The sequence below is a fragment of the Nonlabens sp. SY33080 genome (genome assembly GCF_011784885.1).
In the GTDB taxonomy this organism is placed as follows: domain Bacteria; phylum Bacteroidota; class Bacteroidia; order Flavobacteriales; family Flavobacteriaceae; genus Nonlabens; species Nonlabens tegetincola.
The window spans coordinates 586,605-605,488 of record NZ_CP050461.1 but is presented as its reverse complement, the minus strand read 5'-3'; the positions used below and the strand labels follow the sequence as shown (position 1 = coordinate 605,488).

The following is an 18,884-nucleotide window of genomic DNA, read 5'->3' as shown; positions in this document are numbered from 1 at the left end:
AATCAATTCTAGTGAAAAGTGTCTAAATAGAGTTGTTCCACCTTTTCACGAGCCCATGGTGTGCGCCTTAAGAACTTCAAACTAGATTTAATTGACGGGTTTGTATTAAAGCAATTAATGCGTATTAAACCACCTAGCTCGTACCAGCCATAATGATTTACTAGTTTTTCTAGAATATCTGCTAGTTTAACACCATGTAAAGGATTATTAGGTTGCTCCATAAGTTATTCAATAAAATCCATGGCTAGCTTTTGTGCCCTTGATTTACCGTTATTATCGATTTGTACTTTAAAAAAATGATTGTAATCTTTTTCGTCTAATTCCTTATAAATACTATCTGATTGTAAGTCATTGGTATAGGAATTAATAGTGTTGCTATGACCATATAACACAACTGTCTCTCCTTTGTATTTATTTAATAAGCTATCACCATTCAAAGATCTTACATCATAAATTTCTATGGGTAGTTTCTTTGATTTAGCTAGTGGTGCCGCAGTCTGTCTAGTTCTCTTGTAATCACTGGATAATATTCTATCAACATCTTTTAAGAAAAAATAATTCACCCATTGATTTGCTCTTGAAATACCGCTCGGTGTAAGTTCTGGATCATTACCTTGATCCTTGACTTTTTCAGCGTGCCTAATAAAATAAAAAGTGGTTAACTTATTATCTTCTTGCTTACTAGTGTTACCACAAGAACTCACAACGATCATAATAACAATCACCCAAAGAGATTTCAATTTCATAATTTCAAGTCTTTTTCCGTTCACAATATTACGTTAAGTTTTTAAGCCTGTAATAGAAAGTTGGTATTTTTAAAGATATGAAAGCTACTACCATAACTTTTGATAGTCCTACAGGATACAAACTCACTGGGATAGTCGAATTACCCAGTTCTCAAAAACCCCATAATTTTGTAATATTTGCTCACTGTTTTACGTGTAGTAAGGATCTTACTCCAGTGCGTATTATTTCGAGAGAGCTTACCGCACAAGGATTTGGTGTGTTACGATTTGATTTTACCGGTCTAGGAGCTTCTCACGGTGATTTTGCTGATACGACATTTTCGAGTAATGTTGACGACTTACTGGCTGCCGTTGAGTATTTAGAAGAGCACTATCAAGCGCCTTCACTTCTTATTGGACATAGTTTGGGTGGTGCTGCTGCGATTTTTGCTTCCGCGAAAGCGAACTCTATAAAGGCTGTTGCTACTATAGGTACTCCTAGTGATGTTAAACATGTGAAGCATTTATTTGCTGATAAAGTGGAAGAAATTGAATCAAAAGGAAATGCAAAAGTTCAATTAGCAGGAAGAGAATTTACAATATCCAGCGATTTTGTAAAGAGTCTAAATGAAAATCATCTCACTCAGGTACTACAAAATTTACGCAAACCTGTACTCATCATGCACAGTCCACAGGACGATTATGTAAGTATTAAACATGCAGAAAAATTATATGTCAATGCCTGGCATCCTAAAAGCTTCATTAGTCTAGACGGTGCTCACCATCTACTCATGAACAAAAAAGATAGCAGTTATACAGGAAGAGTGATCGCAGCATGGGCCTTGCGATATCTAAACATTCCTGAAAAACAATCACTCAAATCCGAACATGAAATTGTTGCAAGTTTAAAAGCTGGTGACGACTACACTACTTCAATTAATGCAGGCGATCACTACATCACAGCAGACGAACCTTTGAGTGTAGGTGGCAATAACTTTGGGCCTACACCTTATGAACTAGTATCATCAGGTCTTGCTGCATGTACGGTGATGACTTTGCACATGTATGCTAGGCGCAAGCAATGGCCACTAGATCATGTTGAATGTCATGTTTCATATAGTAAAGAACACGCAGCTGATTGTGAACACTGTGAGGAAAATTCTGCCAAGATTGACACCTTTAAAAGAGATATAAAAATCACTGGAGACCTGGATGAAAAACAAATTGACCGTTTGTTACAAATTGCAGATAAATGTCCCGTACATCGTACCTTGCACAGTGAAACACAAGTAATCACAAATAGATTATAATAGATGGTTTTTGAATTTGAAGCAACTCTAGGAACAGATGGCTTTATGGGAGCTATCCTAATTCCTGAGGACATTGCCGATCAATTAGCAGTAGGTAAAATAAAACGCGTAGTTGCAACCATTACTTCCAATAATAAGGAATTAAAATTACATGCTGGCGTTTCAAAAAAGCATGGGACTGTGTATCTCATGTTTTCAAAAGCAAATCGTAAATTACTCGATGTTGATCAAGGAGACACGGTAAACGTAAAAATGCAAGAAGACACCAGCAAATATCAAGCTCCCATGACCGAGGAGCTGGAAGCCGTACTATTGAGTGATTTTGAGGCTTATGAAATATTTGAAACACTTACACCTGGTAAACAACGCAACATAATTTTTATGGTTTACAATGCAAAAGGAGAACAAAAAAGGGTGGATATTGCTTTAAACGCTATGGAAAATTTAAAAATAGGAAATCGAGATCCTTATAAATTTGAAAAGTTAATCTAAAAATCGGTAGTCGTTACATTCTTAGTTTTTGTAATTGTAAGTCTTACTGATTCATCCAATTTTTAAAATCCTTTACTCGCTCACGACTCACGATAAGGTCAAATTCATTAAAGGAATCAATTTTCACCTTTAAACGTGAATTTGTGTATGAAATCATATCTTTTATAGCGTTAATATTGATAATAGCTTGTCTAGAAATACGATAAAACTGTTCGGGATCAAGCTCGTTACTTACAGACTCTAATTTGTTATCTATTAGGTAATTACGCCCATTCGAAAGATTAACATAGGTTCCTTTATTTTCAGAAAAGAACAATTGGATATCATCAACATGAAACAGTTTTAAATGTTCTCCTACTTTAGCTGTATATCGTTTCTTATAATTCTTATCAATAGGATTGCCCAACATTTGGGCTATGCGAGAAAAGTCTATGTTACTTAGGCTATTTTGAGGTGATTGTGATGATGAGTTTCCGCTTTCGCGAAAGCGTAATTCAAACTTATTTATTGCAGCCTGTAAGTCATCTTCATCTAGAGGTTTAAGAAGATAATCTACGCTGTTGTGTTTAAATGCCTGCAAGGCATATTCATCATAGGCAGTCGTGAATATAATGGCGCTATCCAATTGAATCTCATCAAAGATTTCAAAAGATAATCCATCACTTAATTGAATGTCAAGAAAAATTAAATCTGGAGAACTGTTGTTATGAAAGTAGTTAACAGCCTCTTCTACAGAATGTAACATGGTCATAACCTCAACACCTAGTTCGTGCAACATGCGTTGTAATCTACGAGCAGCAGGTTTTTCGTCTTCTATTATTATGGTTTTAATGCTCATTTTCTAATAATTCTTTGATTTTTTTCTCTTCCCATTTTTTACCAAAAAATGGATTTAGTTTAAAAGTATTTAAAGCGTGAATAAGCAGTCCTAAACCCCACCAAATTGTCACGGTCCAAATAAAAAATGCCATTGAACCACCAAAATACCATACTAGCAATGCAATACCACCATTAACCAACATAAATGAAATAAGATGGTTGTAGAAACCTTTGAGTTCTTTTACTCTTTTTACGGCTTTCTGACGAGCCTCTTCTTGGGTTGTAAATGATTCCATTTTGTTATGAGTTAAGTTCTTTTTCCATAATTTCTTGAATTTTGCGCTCTTCCCATTTTTTACCTGTAAATGGATTAGTGCCAAAAATAGCAAATGCATGTGCAATTAATCCTATTCCCCATCCACCAAGAGTGAACAAAAACCAAGGAAATTCCCATTGATTCTGATAGTAATTTAATCCCGCTATTCCTATATTTACTAGTATGTATACCACACTGTGAGAATAAAATCCACGGATCTCTCCTACTCTTTCTTTTGCCCTTTTGTAGCGTTCTTCATATGTTTCTTGTGGTTTCATATTTAAAAGTTTTTATCGTTCATTAATTGTTCGATTTTTCGATTTTCCCACTCTTTACCTAGTGGTATTTTATAATCGTAAACATTGGCATAATTGTAAATTAATCCAATACTCATCCCAACGGTAGGAAATATGATCCAAGGAAAATCACTTGTAAAATAGTTTACCGCACACAAGAAGATTAAAATTGCTGCGCTTCTAAAAGCATTATCGTAGAGTCCTTTTATATCGGCTATCCTACTTTTTGCCTTGACTAGTTTAATATCTTCGACACTTGTGTTTTCTACTGTATTCATAATTGTTTCTTTTTCAGTTATTATAGGTATGTTTACCCTAAAGTTATCATCCTGTTTATCGATACTCATTTTACGGTTGCTTAATAAGGCATACCTTGAAGCTATATTATTAAGACCTACACCACTGCTACGCTTCACTACTTGTTTAGGTTGTAGATTATTTTTGATGGCCAGCATATCTCCATCTTCAAAAATCTCAATTAATAGTGGTTTCGTATTACTAACCACGTTATGCTTAACTGCATTTTCTAGTAGTAATTGAAGAGATAAAGGCACAACTTGTGCATCTGGATTGCTAGCTTCATTGGGTATAATTACTTCTATACTATTCTCAAACCTAGTTTTAAGAAGATTCACATAAGTACGTGCAAATTGTAATTCCTCATTAATTGTTACTAATTCCTTGTTACGTTGTTCCAGTACATATCTATACACTTTGGATAGTGACGTTGTAAATTTTGTTGCTGCTTTGGGGTTTTCCTCGATCAATGAAACTAGAACGTTTAAACTATTAAATAAAAAGTGTGGATCCAGTTGACTTTTAAGAGCATCGAACTGTGCTGTGGCACTGCGCGCTATTACCTTCTGCTCCTTTACCTTTTTATTTAATGATAGTCTATAGAAATAAACTGCGTGGTAGATCAAACTCACAATTACCGTAATTATGAGGCCCAACCAATAATACTCGGCACTTTGATTTGCCCAGAAGAATTCTAAGGACTTTTGATAAAATCCTAGTACCACAATAATGTAACATACAAACAAGGCTATCATAGTTAATATGATGGAACCTAGTGCGCCAAAAATCAATCTTCCTACTGTGTGAGTTTCCCAATCGTAGTATTTTGATATGAAATTAAACCACCATTGATTTACAGCTGTTAATACTACAGTGAACATGAAATTAATTCCAAAGTTGATTGCTTCTTCTTGAAAGTTGAAGAAATAACCACGAGCGTATGCGTTTATTAATAAGATAATAAAAGCAAGTAAAATGCTATAAATAAAATATTTAAAAAACTTTTTTAAGGTCATGAGTTCTTTTTTTCTAGCTTAAAAGTAAGTCTTTCCTTTAAAGCTGTGACAAATATCTATTCAAACTACATGAGTTTAAAATAGAGGTTACCGAATTGTAAAATAGGTGGTCTGAAATGTAGCTAGTACCTTTACAAGGTAAAATGACCATATGATAACTACGTTATTTATTGTAGCTCTTATTCTAATCTATTTTGTAATTAAATTCAATACCAATAAAAAAAAACCAGCATTATCAATACCTGATTTTTGGCATGTTGATTTACTAAAATATGTACCTTTTTATAAGACCTTGAATAACGAGCAGCAATCTGTATTTAAAAATCGTATGGCACTGTTCTTAAAGGAAATTCAAATAGAAGGAGTGCACATTGAGGTTGCAGACAAGGATAAAATGTTAATTGCGGCAAGCGCTGTAATTCCTGTATTTCATTTTCCAGACTGGCATTACAATAACTTAAAAATCGTATGGTTGTATCCAGATCGATTCAATCAAGAATTAGGCTTTGCCGAAAAAGATGAAAACCGTAATATCCTAGGATTAGTAGGTACAGGAAGATTTGAGAATCAAATGATATTATCACAAAAAGCGCTTTATCACGGTTTTCGTAACAATACGGATAAACTAAATACCGCAGTTCATGAGTTTGTTCACCTCATAGATAAAATGGATGGTAAAATAGACGGCATTCCGCAAATATTGATGAACCAACCAATGGTTGCAGCTTGGTTAGAAATCATGCATCATGAAATGGAGCAAATCAATAACGACAAGTCAGACATAAGGTCCTACGGTGGAACAAGTGAAGCCGAATTCTTTGCAGTTGCTTGTGAATACTTCTTTTCTAGGCCAAAACTTATGAAACGTAAACATCCAGATATTTACCAAATGCTAGAATCGTGCTTTTTACAAGAAACTACTTAGTAACTAGCAGTGAATTAGCTATTCAATAAGTTGATATTCGTATTAATCTAACGTGAGTTTTACTTGCTCTGTTTTAATCTCACTGACTAACTCCAATTGACCTTTTTCAAATAAATCATCCAACTGCAATAAATCTGGATTCGTTTTGACTGCTTTATAGTTTTTATAATCCTGTATGATTACACCATTTACCGTTCTACGATTTATGCTTTCGCGAAAGCGATATCCACATTCTTCCTCACAATAAGAATAAGCCAGGTAATCAATTAAATAATTGTCCTTATTTATCCAGTAGACAAAAACATCGTCGTGATCCTCGCCACCACCTTCTTCTTTAAAAGTAACCTTGACCTCATAATATTTATTATTTAAAATCGTATCAATTCCTATTTTTTTAGAGATAATAGCATCACCATCTAAACTATACGGTAATTGTGCAAAATACACTACGCTATTAAGGCTACTGGCATAACCGTTAAGTAAAGAATCTGCAACGGTAATTATGGAATCGTTTATATAGCGCTCTTTCTTATTGTTACTCAATACATCTTTAATCATTAAGGAATCTTGAATAAACTCACGAGAATATTGAAACATACCTTTATCCCTTGTAGCCTCGTATTGCGTTTCTCTAAATTTGAATTCCATCGTAGATTGGTCCAAAAATGGAGAGCCATGCGCTTGAATACTCTTATGAATTAACTCCTTACCAGTATAATCTTTATCATCAACTTTACAAGCAACAAGTGCTGTCAACAGTAGTAATAGTACAATCTTTTTCATTTCACAAATATATAAGACATGCATGTGCTGGTCTGTTTATATTTGCAGTATTATATGAAGATTAACAAAAAAATAGAAATTAAAAATCGTAAGGCACGATTTGAATATGAGATACTGGATAGGTATACTGCTGGTATTGTGCTTGCTGGAACTGAAATTAAAGCTATAAGGTTAGGTAAAGCTAGTATAGCCGAAAGTTTTTGTGAATTTCAAAACAACGAGCTTTGGGTAATCAATATGACAGTACAAGAATACTCACATGCCACCTATTTTAATCATCAACCTAAACAAGAGCGTAAACTATTATTAAACCGTAAGGAACTTAAAAAACTAGAAAAAGATGTTACTAATTCTGGTAATACCATTGTTCCATTACGCTTGTTTGTAAATGAAAATGGTCTGGCAAAAATGGACATAGCGCTAGCAAAGGGTAAAAAACTTTACGATAAGCGTGAAACCATGAAAGATCGCGATAATAAACGCCGTCTAGACGCAATAAAAAAACAATTCAAGTAATTTCATTCTATCTAGGCAACCTTATTTAACAATATACGTCTATGTAGTTAAACAAGGTTAAGTTCCTTCTGTAAGACATAGAGTTTTATGGTTCTGAATTAACTTTGGGATCCATAAACCAACTCTATGAAATATTATATTACTCTCATTTTTGTATTCAGTTTAGCTTTCGCCAAAGCGCAATTAATAGGAACTCTTACAGGAACACAAGGAGATTCGCTGGCCTTTGCCTCTATTTATATTAAAGGTTCGTATACGGGAACAACTACTAATAATGAAGGTGCTTACACTTTAAAACTTCCCAAATTTGGTGATTATGAAATTGTATACCAATCTTTAGGCTATGCTCCTGAAACTATAAAAGTCAACTATCAAAAGGAAAATCAGGTACAAAACGTCATTTTAAAAGAACAGGCCACTTCACTAGATGAAGTAATTGTAAATAGTGATGAAAACCCAGCAGATAGAGTTATTCAAGCTGCTATTGATAATAGAGAAAAGAATAGGTTAAAATTCTCCAGTTATAAAGCAAATTTTTATTCGCGTGGTTTATGGCGTATGAATGATGTTCCAGAAAGTTTTATGGGACAAGAGATAGGAGATCTTGATGGATCACTAGATTCTATAACTAGATCGGGAATTATCTATCTATCTGAAACGGTTTCAAAAATTGCCTATGAAGCACCTGATAATTTTAAGGAACACATAATAGCAAGTAAGATAAGTGGTGACGATAACGGTTTTAGTGCCAATAGTGCCGAAAGTGCCGACTTTAATTTTTACAACAATAATATAGACTTAAATAATCGAATCGTATCTCCTATTGCAGATTATGCTTTTGGATATTATAAATATAAATTGTTAGGAACCTTTTTTGATGATAATAATTTTTTGATCAATAAAATAGAGGTTAAAAGTAAAAGGCCTAATGACAATACATTTGAAGGTATTATATACATAGTAGAAGATCAATGGACGATTTACGGCCTTGAGCTTACCACAACTGGTATGAATATAAATGTACCTGTCATTAAAGAGATCACCTTTAAACAAGACTTTTCTTATGAAGAGAGTAATAAAGATTGGGTAAAGCGATCACAAAGCATTGACTTTTCTTTTAAATTCTTAGGTTTTAAAGGGAATGGTCGATTTATCGCAAATTACACGGATTATAATTTCAATCCACAATTTGAAAAAGATTTTTTTGGTGCTGAAGTTTTGAGTTTTGAAGAAGGTGCCAATAAAAAAGACAGTCTATTTTGGAAAAAACAAAGACCTGTTCCTTTAAATACAGAAGAAAGTAAAGAATACATAAAAAAAGACAGTATTGCAGCAGTACGCAACGATCCTAAATACAAGGATTCAATTGATGCTGTAAACAATAAGTTTAGATTATTAGATCCCATTACAGGTTATTCCTACCGAAATAGCAATAAAAACTACTCGATTACATACGATGGTATAGCAAACTTTTCTGGTTTTAATACAGTACAAGGATTTTCCATAAATTCTGGGCTCTCTTATTTTAAAGGCTATGACGAGGATTATAATAGAACTTTATACCTAGGGACAAAATTCAACTATGGATTTAGTGACGATAGGTTAAGGTACACCTTTACGGGAAATTATAGGTTTAATAGAACCAATCGTAGGTATTTAGGCTTTAAAGCTGGTACTGAAGTACGTCAAATAAATAATAGCAACCCTATTTCTAATCTAGAAAATTCATTAAGTAGTTTATTATTTGAAAGAAATTTTGCCAAGTTCTATGAAGTTGATTTTGCTAGTATCAACTTTGGACAAGAAGTCGTAAATGGTGTTTTTGTAAATACCTCATTTTCATATGAAAGACGTCAACCATTAACAAATACTGAAGATCAGGTATGGTTTCCTCAAGATGATATAGATTACACTAGCAATAATCCTTTGAGTTTGGATTTAGGAAGACAAGCGATAATAGACGATCATGAGATTTTAAAAACTGGTGTATCGTTAAGCTTACGTCCAGGTCAAAAATACCAAAGTTACCCCAACCAAAAATTCAACATCTCCAATGAAAAATACCCAACGATTGTTCTAAATTATGAAGGTGGATTTGCTTCAAGTAATGATAATTACAACTTCCATCAATTCAAGGTAAGTTTGTACCAAGGTTTTGATTTGGGAAATTTAGGTAGAACGAGTTATTATGCCAATGCTGGTACATTTCTAAACGCCGATAATATTTCATTTGTGGATTACCAACATTTTAATGGTAATAGATTAAGGTATAAACTACAAGCAGTTAATCCCTATGGTTTTGGATTGTTAAACTATTACGATTACAGTACAAATAAGGATTATGCTCAACTTCATGTTCAACATGACTTCAAAGGGTTTATTTTAGGAAAAATACCAGTGCTTAATCAATTAAATTACGATTTGATTTTAAATGGAAAAGCACTTTTTACAGAACGCAAACCTTATTTTGAATTAAGTGCAGGGATCGACAATATTGGTTTTGGAAATTTTAGACCTTTCAGAATAGACTACGTGTACAGCATGACATCTGGAAGAAACTACGGCGCTTTTGTTTTAGGATTCAATCTAGGATTTTAAAAATTTGTTAATTATTTTAACAATTGTGTATTTTAAAAATTTTAATAGCCTAAATTTGAGTCAACTAACACAACCCAAATAAAATGCTAGAAATATTTTTAGTCATCTGGCTTTCTAAAAAGCTAGGAGAGATTCTTGAAGAGAAAGGCTATAAAAAAGGATGGTATATAGCCATGTTTGTAGGTTCATGGATTTTCTGTGAGTTTGTAATGATACTCATTTTCATAATGTTGTTTTCTGTTGAAAATAACCTAGCCTTAATTCCAGTTGGAATTTGTGGTGGAGCAATCGCTTATGGCTGCATGTATTTATTTGTTAATTCACTACCAGAAAAGGAAGTAGAGGATATTCGCGGCGAATTTAGATTAGATTAAACTTATTGATGCAAGAATACCATATTCTAAACGGTGATGCCTTAAGAAATAGATTCCCTGCGGAACTTAAAGGTAAGTGTATCACTTTTAGAGAATGTTTTATTGATGGCCCTTTAAAAGCACAATCTTACGAACAATTATTAATTGATCGTTCACAATATATAAAACAGGAGTATAATAGTACTCATCAAGAGTACAACGATCTTGTGATTAAGGAACTTGAGAAGCTGTCGAATATACCTGATAATAGTGAGGTGAATCTTTGGTTTGAAGATGATTTATTCTGCCAATCTAATTTATGGTTTGTTTTACACAGGTTTCATCAGATCAATAAAAAGAATATTAAACTCTATTTGGTTCGACCACTTAACGCATTTCCTTATAGTTATGGACATCATTCAAATAATGAATTGATTCATATTTATACTAACAGACAAAAATTAGAACAACTCGAATTATGGAGTAATCTATGGAAATCTTACGTGGATGGAAATACCACTACCCTATTACAAATTGCAACACAGTTAAAAAGCAATTATTCTCATGTACGAGCAGCGGTAGATTCTCACATTAATAGATTACCTAACGACAATAGTGACGGGCAGCCACAGGAGTTTGTGAAAAATCTAATTAAACAAAATCCCGACATTAGTTTTAAACAAGTCTTTATAGCATTTCAGGATAAATTCCCACAATATGGGTATGGCGATACTCAAGTAAGAAAATGGTTTGACCAGTATCAAAAACTTGTTTAAAACTTAATATAACTTCTTTATAATATCCAGTTATCCTATTTCAATTTTTATAAAATAATAAGACCTTTGCTCTATAATTATATTTAAAATATCATGAGCGTACCTAATACCTTAATGGATACTCAGTTAGAGTTTGAAGGACAACAAAATGTTTATAAAGGTAAAGTAAGAGAAGTTTATAACATTGATGATGAGTTATTGGTAATGATTGCCACAGATCGTCTTAGCGCTTTTGATGTAGTCATGCCTAGAGGAATACCTTACAAAGGCCAAATATTGAATCAGATTGCCACGCAAATGATGAAAGCCACTGAGGACATCGTACCTAATTGGTTAATAGACACCCCAGATCCTAATGTTGCTATCGGTCATTTATGTGAACCATTTAAAGTAGAAATGGTTATTAGAGGTTATATGAGCGGTCATGCAGCTCGTGAATATAAAGCAGGAAAGCGCATGCTATGTGGCGTACCACTTCCTGAAGGCTTAAAAGAGAATGATAAATTTTCTCAACCTATCATCACACCAGCTACCAAGGCAGAAAAAGGAGATCATGATGAAGACATATCTCGCGAGGACATTCTTAAAAGGGGTATTGTAAGTGAACAAGATTACGATATATTGGAAAAATATACACGAGCTTTATTTGAACGAGGAACCCAACTTGCCGCACAACGTGGGCTTATCTTGGTAGATACTAAATATGAATTTGGTAAAACTAAAGATGGAAAAATCGTTCTAATTGATGAAATTCACACACCAGATTCTTCTAGGTATTTTTATGCCGATGGTTACGAGGAACGACAAGCAAATAACGAACCTCAAAAACAGCTCAGTAAAGAGTTTGTACGTCAATGGTTAATTTCAAATGATTTTCAAGGTAAAGAAGGTCAAACTATACCTCACATGAGCGATGAGTATATAAACTCTGTGAGTGATAGGTATGTAGAGTTGTATGAAAATATAACGGGTCACGCTTTCGCGAAAGCGGACACAGAAAACATACTCTCACGTATAGAAACTAACGTGAACCAATGGCTATCCAATCAGTAAGCGCTAAACCTATGCTAAAACGAGTTAAAGGCTTCCAAAAGGAAGTCTTTTTTATTGGCTTTAATCGTACTTTTAAAATAAAAAATGATAACTACTTACAATCCGTATACAGGAGAAAAGCTAGCAGAATATAAAGAACTTACCGAAGACCAAATTCAATCAAAACTAGAGAAAGCTCAAAAAGCATTTAATGATTGGAGATTTACTTCCTATGATAAAAAGGCAGGTACTGTGCGATCTATAGGTGACACTTTGAGAAAGAATATTGAGAAATATGCCAAGCAGATGTCACTGGAAATGGGAAAACCTATTTCTCAATCAAGATCTGAGCTTGAAAAATGCGCTTGGTTATGTGATCACTACGCTAGTAAGGCAAAAGATTACCTAGCTAGTGAATACATAGATATAGATGATGCACATTCTTCATATGTAAGTTATGAACCACTAGGTGTTGTTCTTGCAGTGATGCCATGGAATTACCCATTCTGGCAAGTAATGCGATTTATAATTCCAGGATTGATGGCAGGAAATGTAGGCGTTCTTAAACATGCCAGTAGCGTGATGGGAACAGCAAATATGATTGAAGAATGTTTACTTGAAGCAGGTGTTCCAGAAGGGTGTTTTCAAAATTTTGTAATAAGTAGTAAGGCTGTAGAAAATATTATTAAAAATGATATTATAAAGGCAGTGACATTAACTGGTTCAAAACCTGCAGGAAGCGCTGTGGCAAGTACTGCTGGCTCAGAAATTAAGAAAACTGTACTAGAACTAGGTGGTAATAACGCACTAGTTATATTTCCAGATGCCGATATAGATAAATCTGTTGAAACTTGCGTTAACGCTAGATATCAAAACACTGGACAAAGTTGTATCGCAGGTAAAAGACTTATCATCCATGAAAAGGTTTACGATGAGTTCCTAGATAAATTTACCAATAAAGTGAAGGAGCTCAAGTCTGGTGATCCATTAAATGACGATACCTACATTGGAGCTATGGCTAGAAAAGATCTAGCAGAAGAGCTGGAAGAGCTCATGAATCAGTCTGTAAATATGGGTGCTAAGGTTCACCTAGGTGGAAGTCGTAAAAACGCCTATTTTGAGCCTACTATTTTGACCGATATTACTCGCGACATGCCAGTTTTTAAAGATGAAACCTTTGGACCTTTAATGGCTGTTCTATCCTTTAAAGAGGAAGAGGAAGCTATAGAAATGGTAAACGATTCAAAATTTGGGTTAGGCGCAAGTTTATTTAGTCAGGACATAAGTAGAATGCAAGAACTTTCTAAAAAAATAAAAGACGGCGCCGTATTTATCAACGCCAAAGTTGCCAGTAACCCTAACCTACCTTTTGGTGGTACAGGTATATCAGGATACGGACGAGAATTATCCCATCATGGAATAAGAGAATTTTGTAATGTAAAAACAGTAGTGGTACACAAATAAAATTTTGAATTAGTTTTAAAACCATGTAATGCAAGATTCTGACATGCTTAATTCGGCCGAAAAGAATAGTGAGAATGACCCAAAGCAGCCTACCAAGAATGAGTCATTCTTGGATAGGTGGGAAAACAGTAGCAACCCATTGGCTCGTTTTTCTTATAAAGTTTTACAATCCATTTGGACTGTTGTTATGGCGATAGGGATGTTTTTAGCTTGGTTAATAGCCTTACTAGCAACATGATCAAAAAACTTCCTTTAAAAATAGTACACCTCTATTTTTTATTAAGTGTCGTTAGTTTTTTAATAGTTGAACTCGCTAAATCTTATCAAGTTGCCAGTGATTTTGTGACGGGATATGTGAATGATATATTGGTAATACCTATAGTGAGTGTCATATGTTTACATGTGTTATGGTTTATAAAAGGAAATAAAAGCTTAAGACTGGACGCTTTGAGTATAGCCAGTCTAGTCCTGTTGTACAGTATTTATTTTGAATGGTATTTACCACAGGTAAATGAAAGATATACTGGCGATGTATGGGATCTAGTATGCTATTCAACAGGAGGATTCATTTTTTATTTGTTACAACGATTTCCTTAATCATTAAAATACCTGGTTCAAACAAAACTTAAGAATTATAAAACCCTTTAATTACATAAATAAAACATACTATTCTAGGTATGGCAATTAAATTAGTTTAGTTTTGCAATGATTCTTAGGAATCTTGACACCTTGTTTTCAAAGTAGTTATTTTATTTATTGGTGTATTTAGAGGAGCCTTCTCTTCATTACTTATTCATTCAATCATTACTTTTTTTCTGCAATTACTGCGGTATCTCATGAGTGAAAAGTTCTGAAGAACATTTTTTTAATTTAATTCAATAACAATGCAAGAAGGCAAAGTAAAATTTTTTAATGACTCAAAAGGTTTTGGGTTTATTACCTCTGATGATTCTGGAGAAGATGTATTTGTACACATCTCTGGTCTAATCGACGAAATCAAAGAAAACGACAAAGTTGAGTATGAAACTCAACAAGGTAGAAAAGGAATCAACGCCGTTAATGTAAAAGTGATCGGATAATTTCTAATTCTTTTATAAAAATTCAACCGTCTTATTTAATAAGGCGGTTTTTTTATGTTTTATATTAGGTAACTTCTACCCTATTACAAAAAGGTTTTTCCTATCAAAAAAGTTTTCTGTAATGTTTTAATCAATGAATTTCTATAAACTATTAAGTTTAGATGGAGTTAGGACAGTATCAGCAACTACTATTTAAATACTCTATTCTTTTCCGTCCAGAAACGGTACAAACCTAAATTCTCCAAATGTACTCTTAACAAACTTCGACTCGGATTCCCGTATAATAAGTGTCATAATTTGAGAATCGTCACCTACAGGAATTACCATTCTTCCGCCTATTTTCAATTGCGCTAGCAAGGCTTTTGGAATATCGGTAGCACCACAGGTTACTATTATACCATCAAAAGGACCTTGATCTGGTAAACCCTTGTACCCATCACCAAAAACAAATTTTCTAGGTCGATAAAACAGTTTTTTAAATAATTGGGTCGTTTTTTTATACAACTCGTTCTGCCTTTCTATAGTATATACTTGCGCTTTCATTTTGATCAATACCGCACATTGATATCCACTACCTGTTCCTATTTCAAGGATACGCTGGCCTGGCATCACTTCCAGTAATTGAGATTGAAAAGCAACTGTATAGGGATGAGATATAGTTTGTCCTGCTCCTATAGGAAAAGCTTTATTTTGGTAGGCGTGCTCTAGGAATCCACTGTCTAAAAATAAATGTCTAGGTACTTCATTAATAGCATCAAGTACTCTTTCATCAGTAATACCCTTTTCTCTTAGTAAATTTACTAACTGCCTGCGTTTACCTTTATGTATATAATTATCCTCGATGGTGGCAAATTTAAACTTCTGTTCCTAATAAAATACCTTAAAAACTAGGCAAATTTTACAATTTTATAAAGAGCTGTTTTCGTTACTTTTGTGGAAAACCATATTTCATATGCTTAAAGCAGGAGTACTAGGTGCAGGACATCTTGGAAAAATTCATCTTAAACTACTTCAATCAAGTGAGCGCTACGAACTAGTAGGCTTTTATGATGCAAATCCAGAATACGCTCAACAAGTTGAAAAAGAATTTGGTTACAAATACTTTTCTAATGTAGATGAACTTATCCAGGCATGTGACATGATCGATGTAGTCACTCCTACCTCATTTCATCATGACAGTGCTGTTAAAGTTCTAGAGGCAGGAAAACATTTATTTGTAGAAAAACCTATCACAGTAACGGTTGATGAAGCTAATGATTTAATCTCGCTTTCGCGAAAGCATAATGTAAAAGGTCAAGTAGGTCAGGTAGAACGTTTTAATCCTGCTTTTATGGCTGTTAAGGATAATATCGACCAACCTATGTTTATAGAGTCACACCGACTGGCAGAATTTAATCCACGAGGTACCGATGTAAGTGTAGTACTAGACCTAATGATACACGATATTGATGCTATATTGAGTGTCGTCAAAAGTGAAGTGAAATCAATTAATGCGAGTGGTGTTGCGGTAATATCTAAAACACCTGATATAGCCAACGCACGTATAGAATTTGAAAACGGCTGCGTGGCAAACCTTACTGCTAGTCGCATAAGTTTAAAGAAAATGCGTAAAGCAAGATTTTTCCAAAAGGATGCCTACATATCTGTTGATTTTCTTGAAAAAGCTGTCGAGGTCGTTAGAATGAAAGACGCTCCTGAAACGCCTGGCGACTTTGATATGATTCTTAAAAATGCAGAAGGTGAAAGCAAACAAATTTACTTTGACAACCCAGAGGTAAGTGCCAATAATGCTATTCTAGACGAATTAGAAACCTTTGCAGATGCTATTGAAAATAACACCAGACCTATAGTAAATCTTGAAGATGGTACTCGCGCACTAGATGTAGCTCTTAAGGTGATTGAGAATTTTAAATCATTATGATACGAATTTTAATAGGTAGTTTTTTTGTGCTTCTTTGTTTTTCTTGTAAACAAGAAAAGAACACCACAACTCAAAATAATACCGAATCCTCTGTTTCAAATTCAAATACAGTGGAGAATAAGTTTCAGATACTTAAAACACGAATTGATAAACAATTAGATAGTATAAACGATCTAAATTATTTTAACGGTTTTGGAGTAGCGGTTGTCAACAAAGATTCAATATTATTTACCAAAGGATACGGTTATAGGGATCTTGAAAAAAGCTTACCTTATACTTCTCACACCATTCAAAACATAGCTTCTATTTCAAAGGTATTTGTAGGGCTTACACTTGCCAAGGCTATTGAAGAAGAAAAACTAAAGTTGGATGATGATATTAATAAATACTTACCATTTACTGTTAAGCATCCTCTATTTCCTAACGATACAATAAGAGTCCAACATTTAGTTAATCACACAAGCGGAATTAGTGATAGGGAATATTACAGTTCTTCCTACATTAATTTAGAAAAGGACACTAATGGAAATCCTTTGATTGATCAAGAAGAATTAGAATACTTTGTGCCTATTGAAGAAGATCGCAGTCTAGAAGAATTTCTTAAGTCTGGACTTACAGTCACTGACAGTACACATTCAGATTATATTTTTAACGAGTATAAACCTGGTACCATTCATGAATATTCAAACATAGGTGCAGCACTAGCTGCCTATGTTGTTGAAAAAGCTACACAAACAGACTTTAAAGATTATAGTAAGCAGTATGTGATTGATGAGTTAAAACTCAAAGAAACGAGCTGGAGATTATCAGATCTAGATACTACATTGCGTAGTAAGGTATATAGCACCATAGATTTAAGATATCCTGACTACAAGCTTATCACTTTTGCAGATGGAGGAATGTATACCAGTGTTCATGATTTAGGATTAGTATTTTCAGAAATAATAGCTGCGTATCAAGGAGAAGGTACATTACTTAATAAGGATACTTACAAACTCTTTTTTACTAAAAGTTTAGATTCCACACATTTATCTAACAAGGAAAACTTAAAAAATCTCAAGAATGAGCAAAATCACGGTATTTTCTTAAGTTATGAACAAGGAAGAATAGGCCATACTGGTGGCGATCCAGGTGTAGGAACAGTCATGTTCTTCAAACCTGAAAATGATTTTGGAATTATTTATTTTGTAAACACAGATATTAACTCAAAAGAGGCAATGCAAACCTTTGTCAACATAACAGAACTATTAGAATCAAATTTTGAATAAAAAAATGAAAAATATTACAGTAATCGGCGCAGGAACCATGGGGAATGGGATCGCACACACTTTTGCCCAAAAAGGATTTAATGTATCACTTGTAGATATCTCTCAAGAAGCATTGGACCGCGGTCTAGGTACAATAAGTAAAAATCTAGATCGTATGATTGCCCGTGAAAAAATTACTGAGGCAGACAAGCAAGATACTCTTAATAACATCACCACTTATACAGATCTTAAAGAAGGTGTACAACAGGCTGATCTCGTGGTCGAGGCAGCTACAGAAAATGTTGATTTGAAATTGAAAATCTTTGGACAAATGGATGAGTTTGCTCCAGCAGATTGTATTCTAGCCTCAAACACGTCTTCAATTTCCATCACACAAATAGGTGCTGCTACCTCACGACCTGAAAAGGTAATAGGAATGCACTTTATGAACCCAGTACCTATCATGAAGCTAGTTGAAATCATTAGAGGTTACTCAACTAGTGATGAGGTTACAAAATCTATTATGGATATGTCGATTCAATTAGGCAAAACGCCTACTGAGGTTAATGACTATCCTGGATTTGTAGCAAATAGAATTCTTATGCCTATGATTAACGAGGCTATAGAGACTTTATACAACGGTGTTGCAGGAGTACAAGAAATCGATACTGTAATGAAACTGGGTATGGCACATCCTATGGGACCATTACAGCTTGCAGATTTTATAGGTCTAGACGTTTGCCTATCAATTCTTGAGGTTATGTATGATGGATTTAAAAACCCAAAATACGCTCCTTGTCCACTATTAGTTAATATGGTGATGGCAGGTAAAAAAGGTGTGAAATCTGGAGAAGGCTTTTACGATTATTCAGAATCTAAAAAAGCAGAAAAGGTAAGTTCAAGTTTTGCTTAAGATCTC

23 protein-coding genes are annotated in these 18,884 nt (G+C 34.0%); 15 read left to right on the top strand and 8 right to left on the bottom strand.

Annotated features, from left to right (window positions below; genetic code table 11):
• Positions 1-8: 8 nt before the first annotated feature.
• Both HCN53_RS02740 and HCN53_RS02735 read right to left on the bottom strand, forming a co-directional pair.
• The gene (locus tag HCN53_RS02740) at positions 9-221 is read right to left on the bottom strand and encodes a VF530 family DNA-binding protein (RefSeq protein WP_042278719.1); all 213 of its coding nucleotides are present in this window, start codon (positions 219-221) and stop codon (positions 9-11) included.
• 3 nt (positions 222-224) lie between these two features.
• On the bottom strand, positions 225-770 hold the full coding sequence (locus HCN53_RS02735; protein WP_240919379.1) for a SixA phosphatase family protein: 546 nt from the start codon (positions 768-770) through the stop codon (positions 225-227).
• 53 nt (positions 771-823) lie between these two features.
• On the opposite strand from HCN53_RS02735, the gene HCN53_RS02730 reads away from it, so the two are divergent.
• Both HCN53_RS02730 and HCN53_RS02725 read left to right on the top strand, forming a co-directional pair.
• Positions 824-2,035, top strand: a complete 1,212-nt coding sequence (locus HCN53_RS02730) for a bifunctional alpha/beta hydrolase/OsmC family protein (RefSeq protein ID WP_167341941.1) — start codon at positions 824-826, stop codon at positions 2,033-2,035.
• A gap of 3 nt (positions 2,036-2,038) precedes the next feature.
• Complete coding sequence (locus HCN53_RS02725) at positions 2,039-2,527, top strand: YdeI/OmpD-associated family protein (RefSeq protein ID WP_167341940.1); 489 nt, start codon at positions 2,039-2,041, stop codon at positions 2,525-2,527.
• A gap of 43 nt (positions 2,528-2,570) precedes the next feature.
• Here the strand turns inward: HCN53_RS02725 and HCN53_RS02720 are convergent, their stop codons facing one another.
• From HCN53_RS02720 to HCN53_RS02705, 4 genes are read right to left on the bottom strand one after another with little or no spacing between them, the layout of a single operon-like run.
• Positions 2,571-3,359 (bottom strand): LytR/AlgR family response regulator transcription factor, encoded by a 789-nt coding sequence (locus HCN53_RS02720; RefSeq protein ID WP_167343235.1) that lies wholly within the window; start codon positions 3,357-3,359, stop codon positions 2,571-2,573.
• Positions 3,355-3,642 (bottom strand): 2TM domain-containing protein, encoded by a 288-nt coding sequence (locus tag HCN53_RS02715; protein WP_060522549.1) that lies wholly within the window; start codon positions 3,640-3,642, stop codon positions 3,355-3,357. Before HCN53_RS02715 ends, HCN53_RS02720 begins: the two co-directional genes overlap by 5 nt.
• 4 nt (positions 3,643-3,646) lie before the next feature.
• The gene (locus HCN53_RS02710; RefSeq protein ID WP_042278710.1) at positions 3,647-3,940 is read right to left on the bottom strand and encodes a 2TM domain-containing protein; all 294 of its coding nucleotides are present in this window, start codon (positions 3,938-3,940) and stop codon (positions 3,647-3,649) included.
• A 2-nt stretch (positions 3,941-3,942) separates the two neighbouring features.
• Complete coding sequence (locus HCN53_RS02705) at positions 3,943-5,271, bottom strand: histidine kinase (protein WP_167341939.1); 1,329 nt, start codon at positions 5,269-5,271, stop codon at positions 3,943-3,945.
• A 151-nt stretch (positions 5,272-5,422) separates the two neighbouring features.
• On the opposite strand from HCN53_RS02705, the gene HCN53_RS02700 reads away from it, so the two are divergent.
• Entirely contained in the window at positions 5,423-6,196 is a 774-nt protein-coding gene (locus HCN53_RS02700) for a zinc-dependent peptidase (protein ID WP_167341938.1), read from the top strand.
• A gap of 42 nt (positions 6,197-6,238) precedes the next feature.
• On the opposite strand, the gene HCN53_RS02695 is transcribed toward HCN53_RS02700, so the two are convergent.
• Positions 6,239-6,979, bottom strand: coding sequence for a DUF6503 family protein (locus HCN53_RS02695; protein WP_167341937.1), 741 nt, complete (start codon positions 6,977-6,979; stop codon positions 6,239-6,241).
• Between the two features lie 54 nt (positions 6,980-7,033).
• Here HCN53_RS02695 and smpB point away from each other — a divergent pair, with 54 nt between their 5' ends.
• The 9 genes from smpB (at position 7,034) to HCN53_RS02650 (ending at position 14,797) form a co-directional block, all read left to right on the top strand.
• Complete coding sequence (smpB, locus tag HCN53_RS02690; RefSeq protein ID WP_105018915.1) at positions 7,034-7,495, top strand: SsrA-binding protein SmpB; 462 nt, start codon at positions 7,034-7,036, stop codon at positions 7,493-7,495.
• A 126-nt stretch (positions 7,496-7,621) separates the two neighbouring features.
• Positions 7,622-10,093 (top strand): DUF5686 and carboxypeptidase regulatory-like domain-containing protein, encoded by a 2,472-nt coding sequence (locus tag HCN53_RS02685; protein WP_167341936.1) that lies wholly within the window; start codon positions 7,622-7,624, stop codon positions 10,091-10,093.
• An 83-nt stretch (positions 10,094-10,176) separates the two neighbouring features.
• A complete protein-coding gene (locus HCN53_RS02680; RefSeq protein ID WP_167341935.1) occupies positions 10,177-10,467 on the top strand; it encodes a hypothetical protein in 291 nt (96 codons plus the stop codon).
• A gap of 8 nt (positions 10,468-10,475) precedes the next feature.
• Complete coding sequence (locus tag HCN53_RS02675) at positions 10,476-11,222, top strand: DUF1835 domain-containing protein (RefSeq protein WP_167341934.1); 747 nt, start codon at positions 10,476-10,478, stop codon at positions 11,220-11,222.
• Positions 11,223-11,315: 93 nt separating this feature from the next.
• Positions 11,316-12,275, top strand: a complete 960-nt coding sequence (locus tag HCN53_RS02670) for a phosphoribosylaminoimidazolesuccinocarboxamide synthase (RefSeq protein ID WP_167341933.1) — start codon at positions 11,316-11,318, stop codon at positions 12,273-12,275.
• Positions 12,276-12,359: 84 nt separating this feature from the next.
• Positions 12,360-13,718 (top strand): NAD-dependent succinate-semialdehyde dehydrogenase, encoded by a 1,359-nt coding sequence (locus HCN53_RS02665; RefSeq protein ID WP_167341932.1) that lies wholly within the window; start codon positions 12,360-12,362, stop codon positions 13,716-13,718.
• A 28-nt stretch (positions 13,719-13,746) separates the two neighbouring features.
• A complete protein-coding gene (locus HCN53_RS02660) occupies positions 13,747-13,956 on the top strand; it encodes a hypothetical protein (protein WP_167341931.1) in 210 nt (69 codons plus the stop codon).
• Positions 13,953-14,315 (top strand): hypothetical protein, encoded by a 363-nt coding sequence (locus HCN53_RS02655; RefSeq protein WP_167341930.1) that lies wholly within the window; start codon positions 13,953-13,955, stop codon positions 14,313-14,315. The genes HCN53_RS02660 and HCN53_RS02655 overlap by 4 nt, the downstream gene beginning before the upstream one ends.
• Positions 14,316-14,602: 287 nt before the next feature.
• Positions 14,603-14,797 carry a cold-shock protein gene (locus HCN53_RS02650; protein WP_042278701.1) on the top strand — a complete coding sequence of 65 codons (195 nt, stop codon included), beginning with the start codon at positions 14,603-14,605 and terminating at the stop codon, positions 14,795-14,797.
• A 201-nt stretch (positions 14,798-14,998) separates the two neighbouring features.
• On the opposite strand, the gene HCN53_RS02645 is transcribed toward HCN53_RS02650, so the two are convergent.
• The gene (locus HCN53_RS02645) at positions 14,999-15,640 is read right to left on the bottom strand and encodes a protein-L-isoaspartate(D-aspartate) O-methyltransferase (RefSeq protein WP_060522559.1); all 642 of its coding nucleotides are present in this window, start codon (positions 15,638-15,640) and stop codon (positions 14,999-15,001) included.
• 109 nt (positions 15,641-15,749) lie between these two features.
• Between HCN53_RS02645 and HCN53_RS02640 the strand changes: the two genes are divergently transcribed.
• From HCN53_RS02640 to HCN53_RS02630, 3 genes are read left to right on the top strand one after another with little or no spacing between them, the layout of a single operon-like run.
• On the top strand, positions 15,750-16,718 hold the full coding sequence (locus HCN53_RS02640; RefSeq protein ID WP_060522560.1) for a Gfo/Idh/MocA family protein: 969 nt from the start codon (positions 15,750-15,752) through the stop codon (positions 16,716-16,718).
• Entirely contained in the window at positions 16,715-17,986 is a 1,272-nt protein-coding gene (locus HCN53_RS02635; protein WP_167341929.1) for a serine hydrolase domain-containing protein, read from the top strand. The genes HCN53_RS02640 and HCN53_RS02635 overlap by 4 nt, the downstream gene beginning before the upstream one ends.
• Before the next feature lie 4 nt (positions 17,987-17,990).
• The gene (locus tag HCN53_RS02630; RefSeq protein ID WP_060524918.1) at positions 17,991-18,878 is read left to right on the top strand and encodes a 3-hydroxyacyl-CoA dehydrogenase family protein; all 888 of its coding nucleotides are present in this window, start codon (positions 17,991-17,993) and stop codon (positions 18,876-18,878) included.
• The last annotated feature ends 6 nt before the right edge of the window (positions 18,879-18,884 follow it).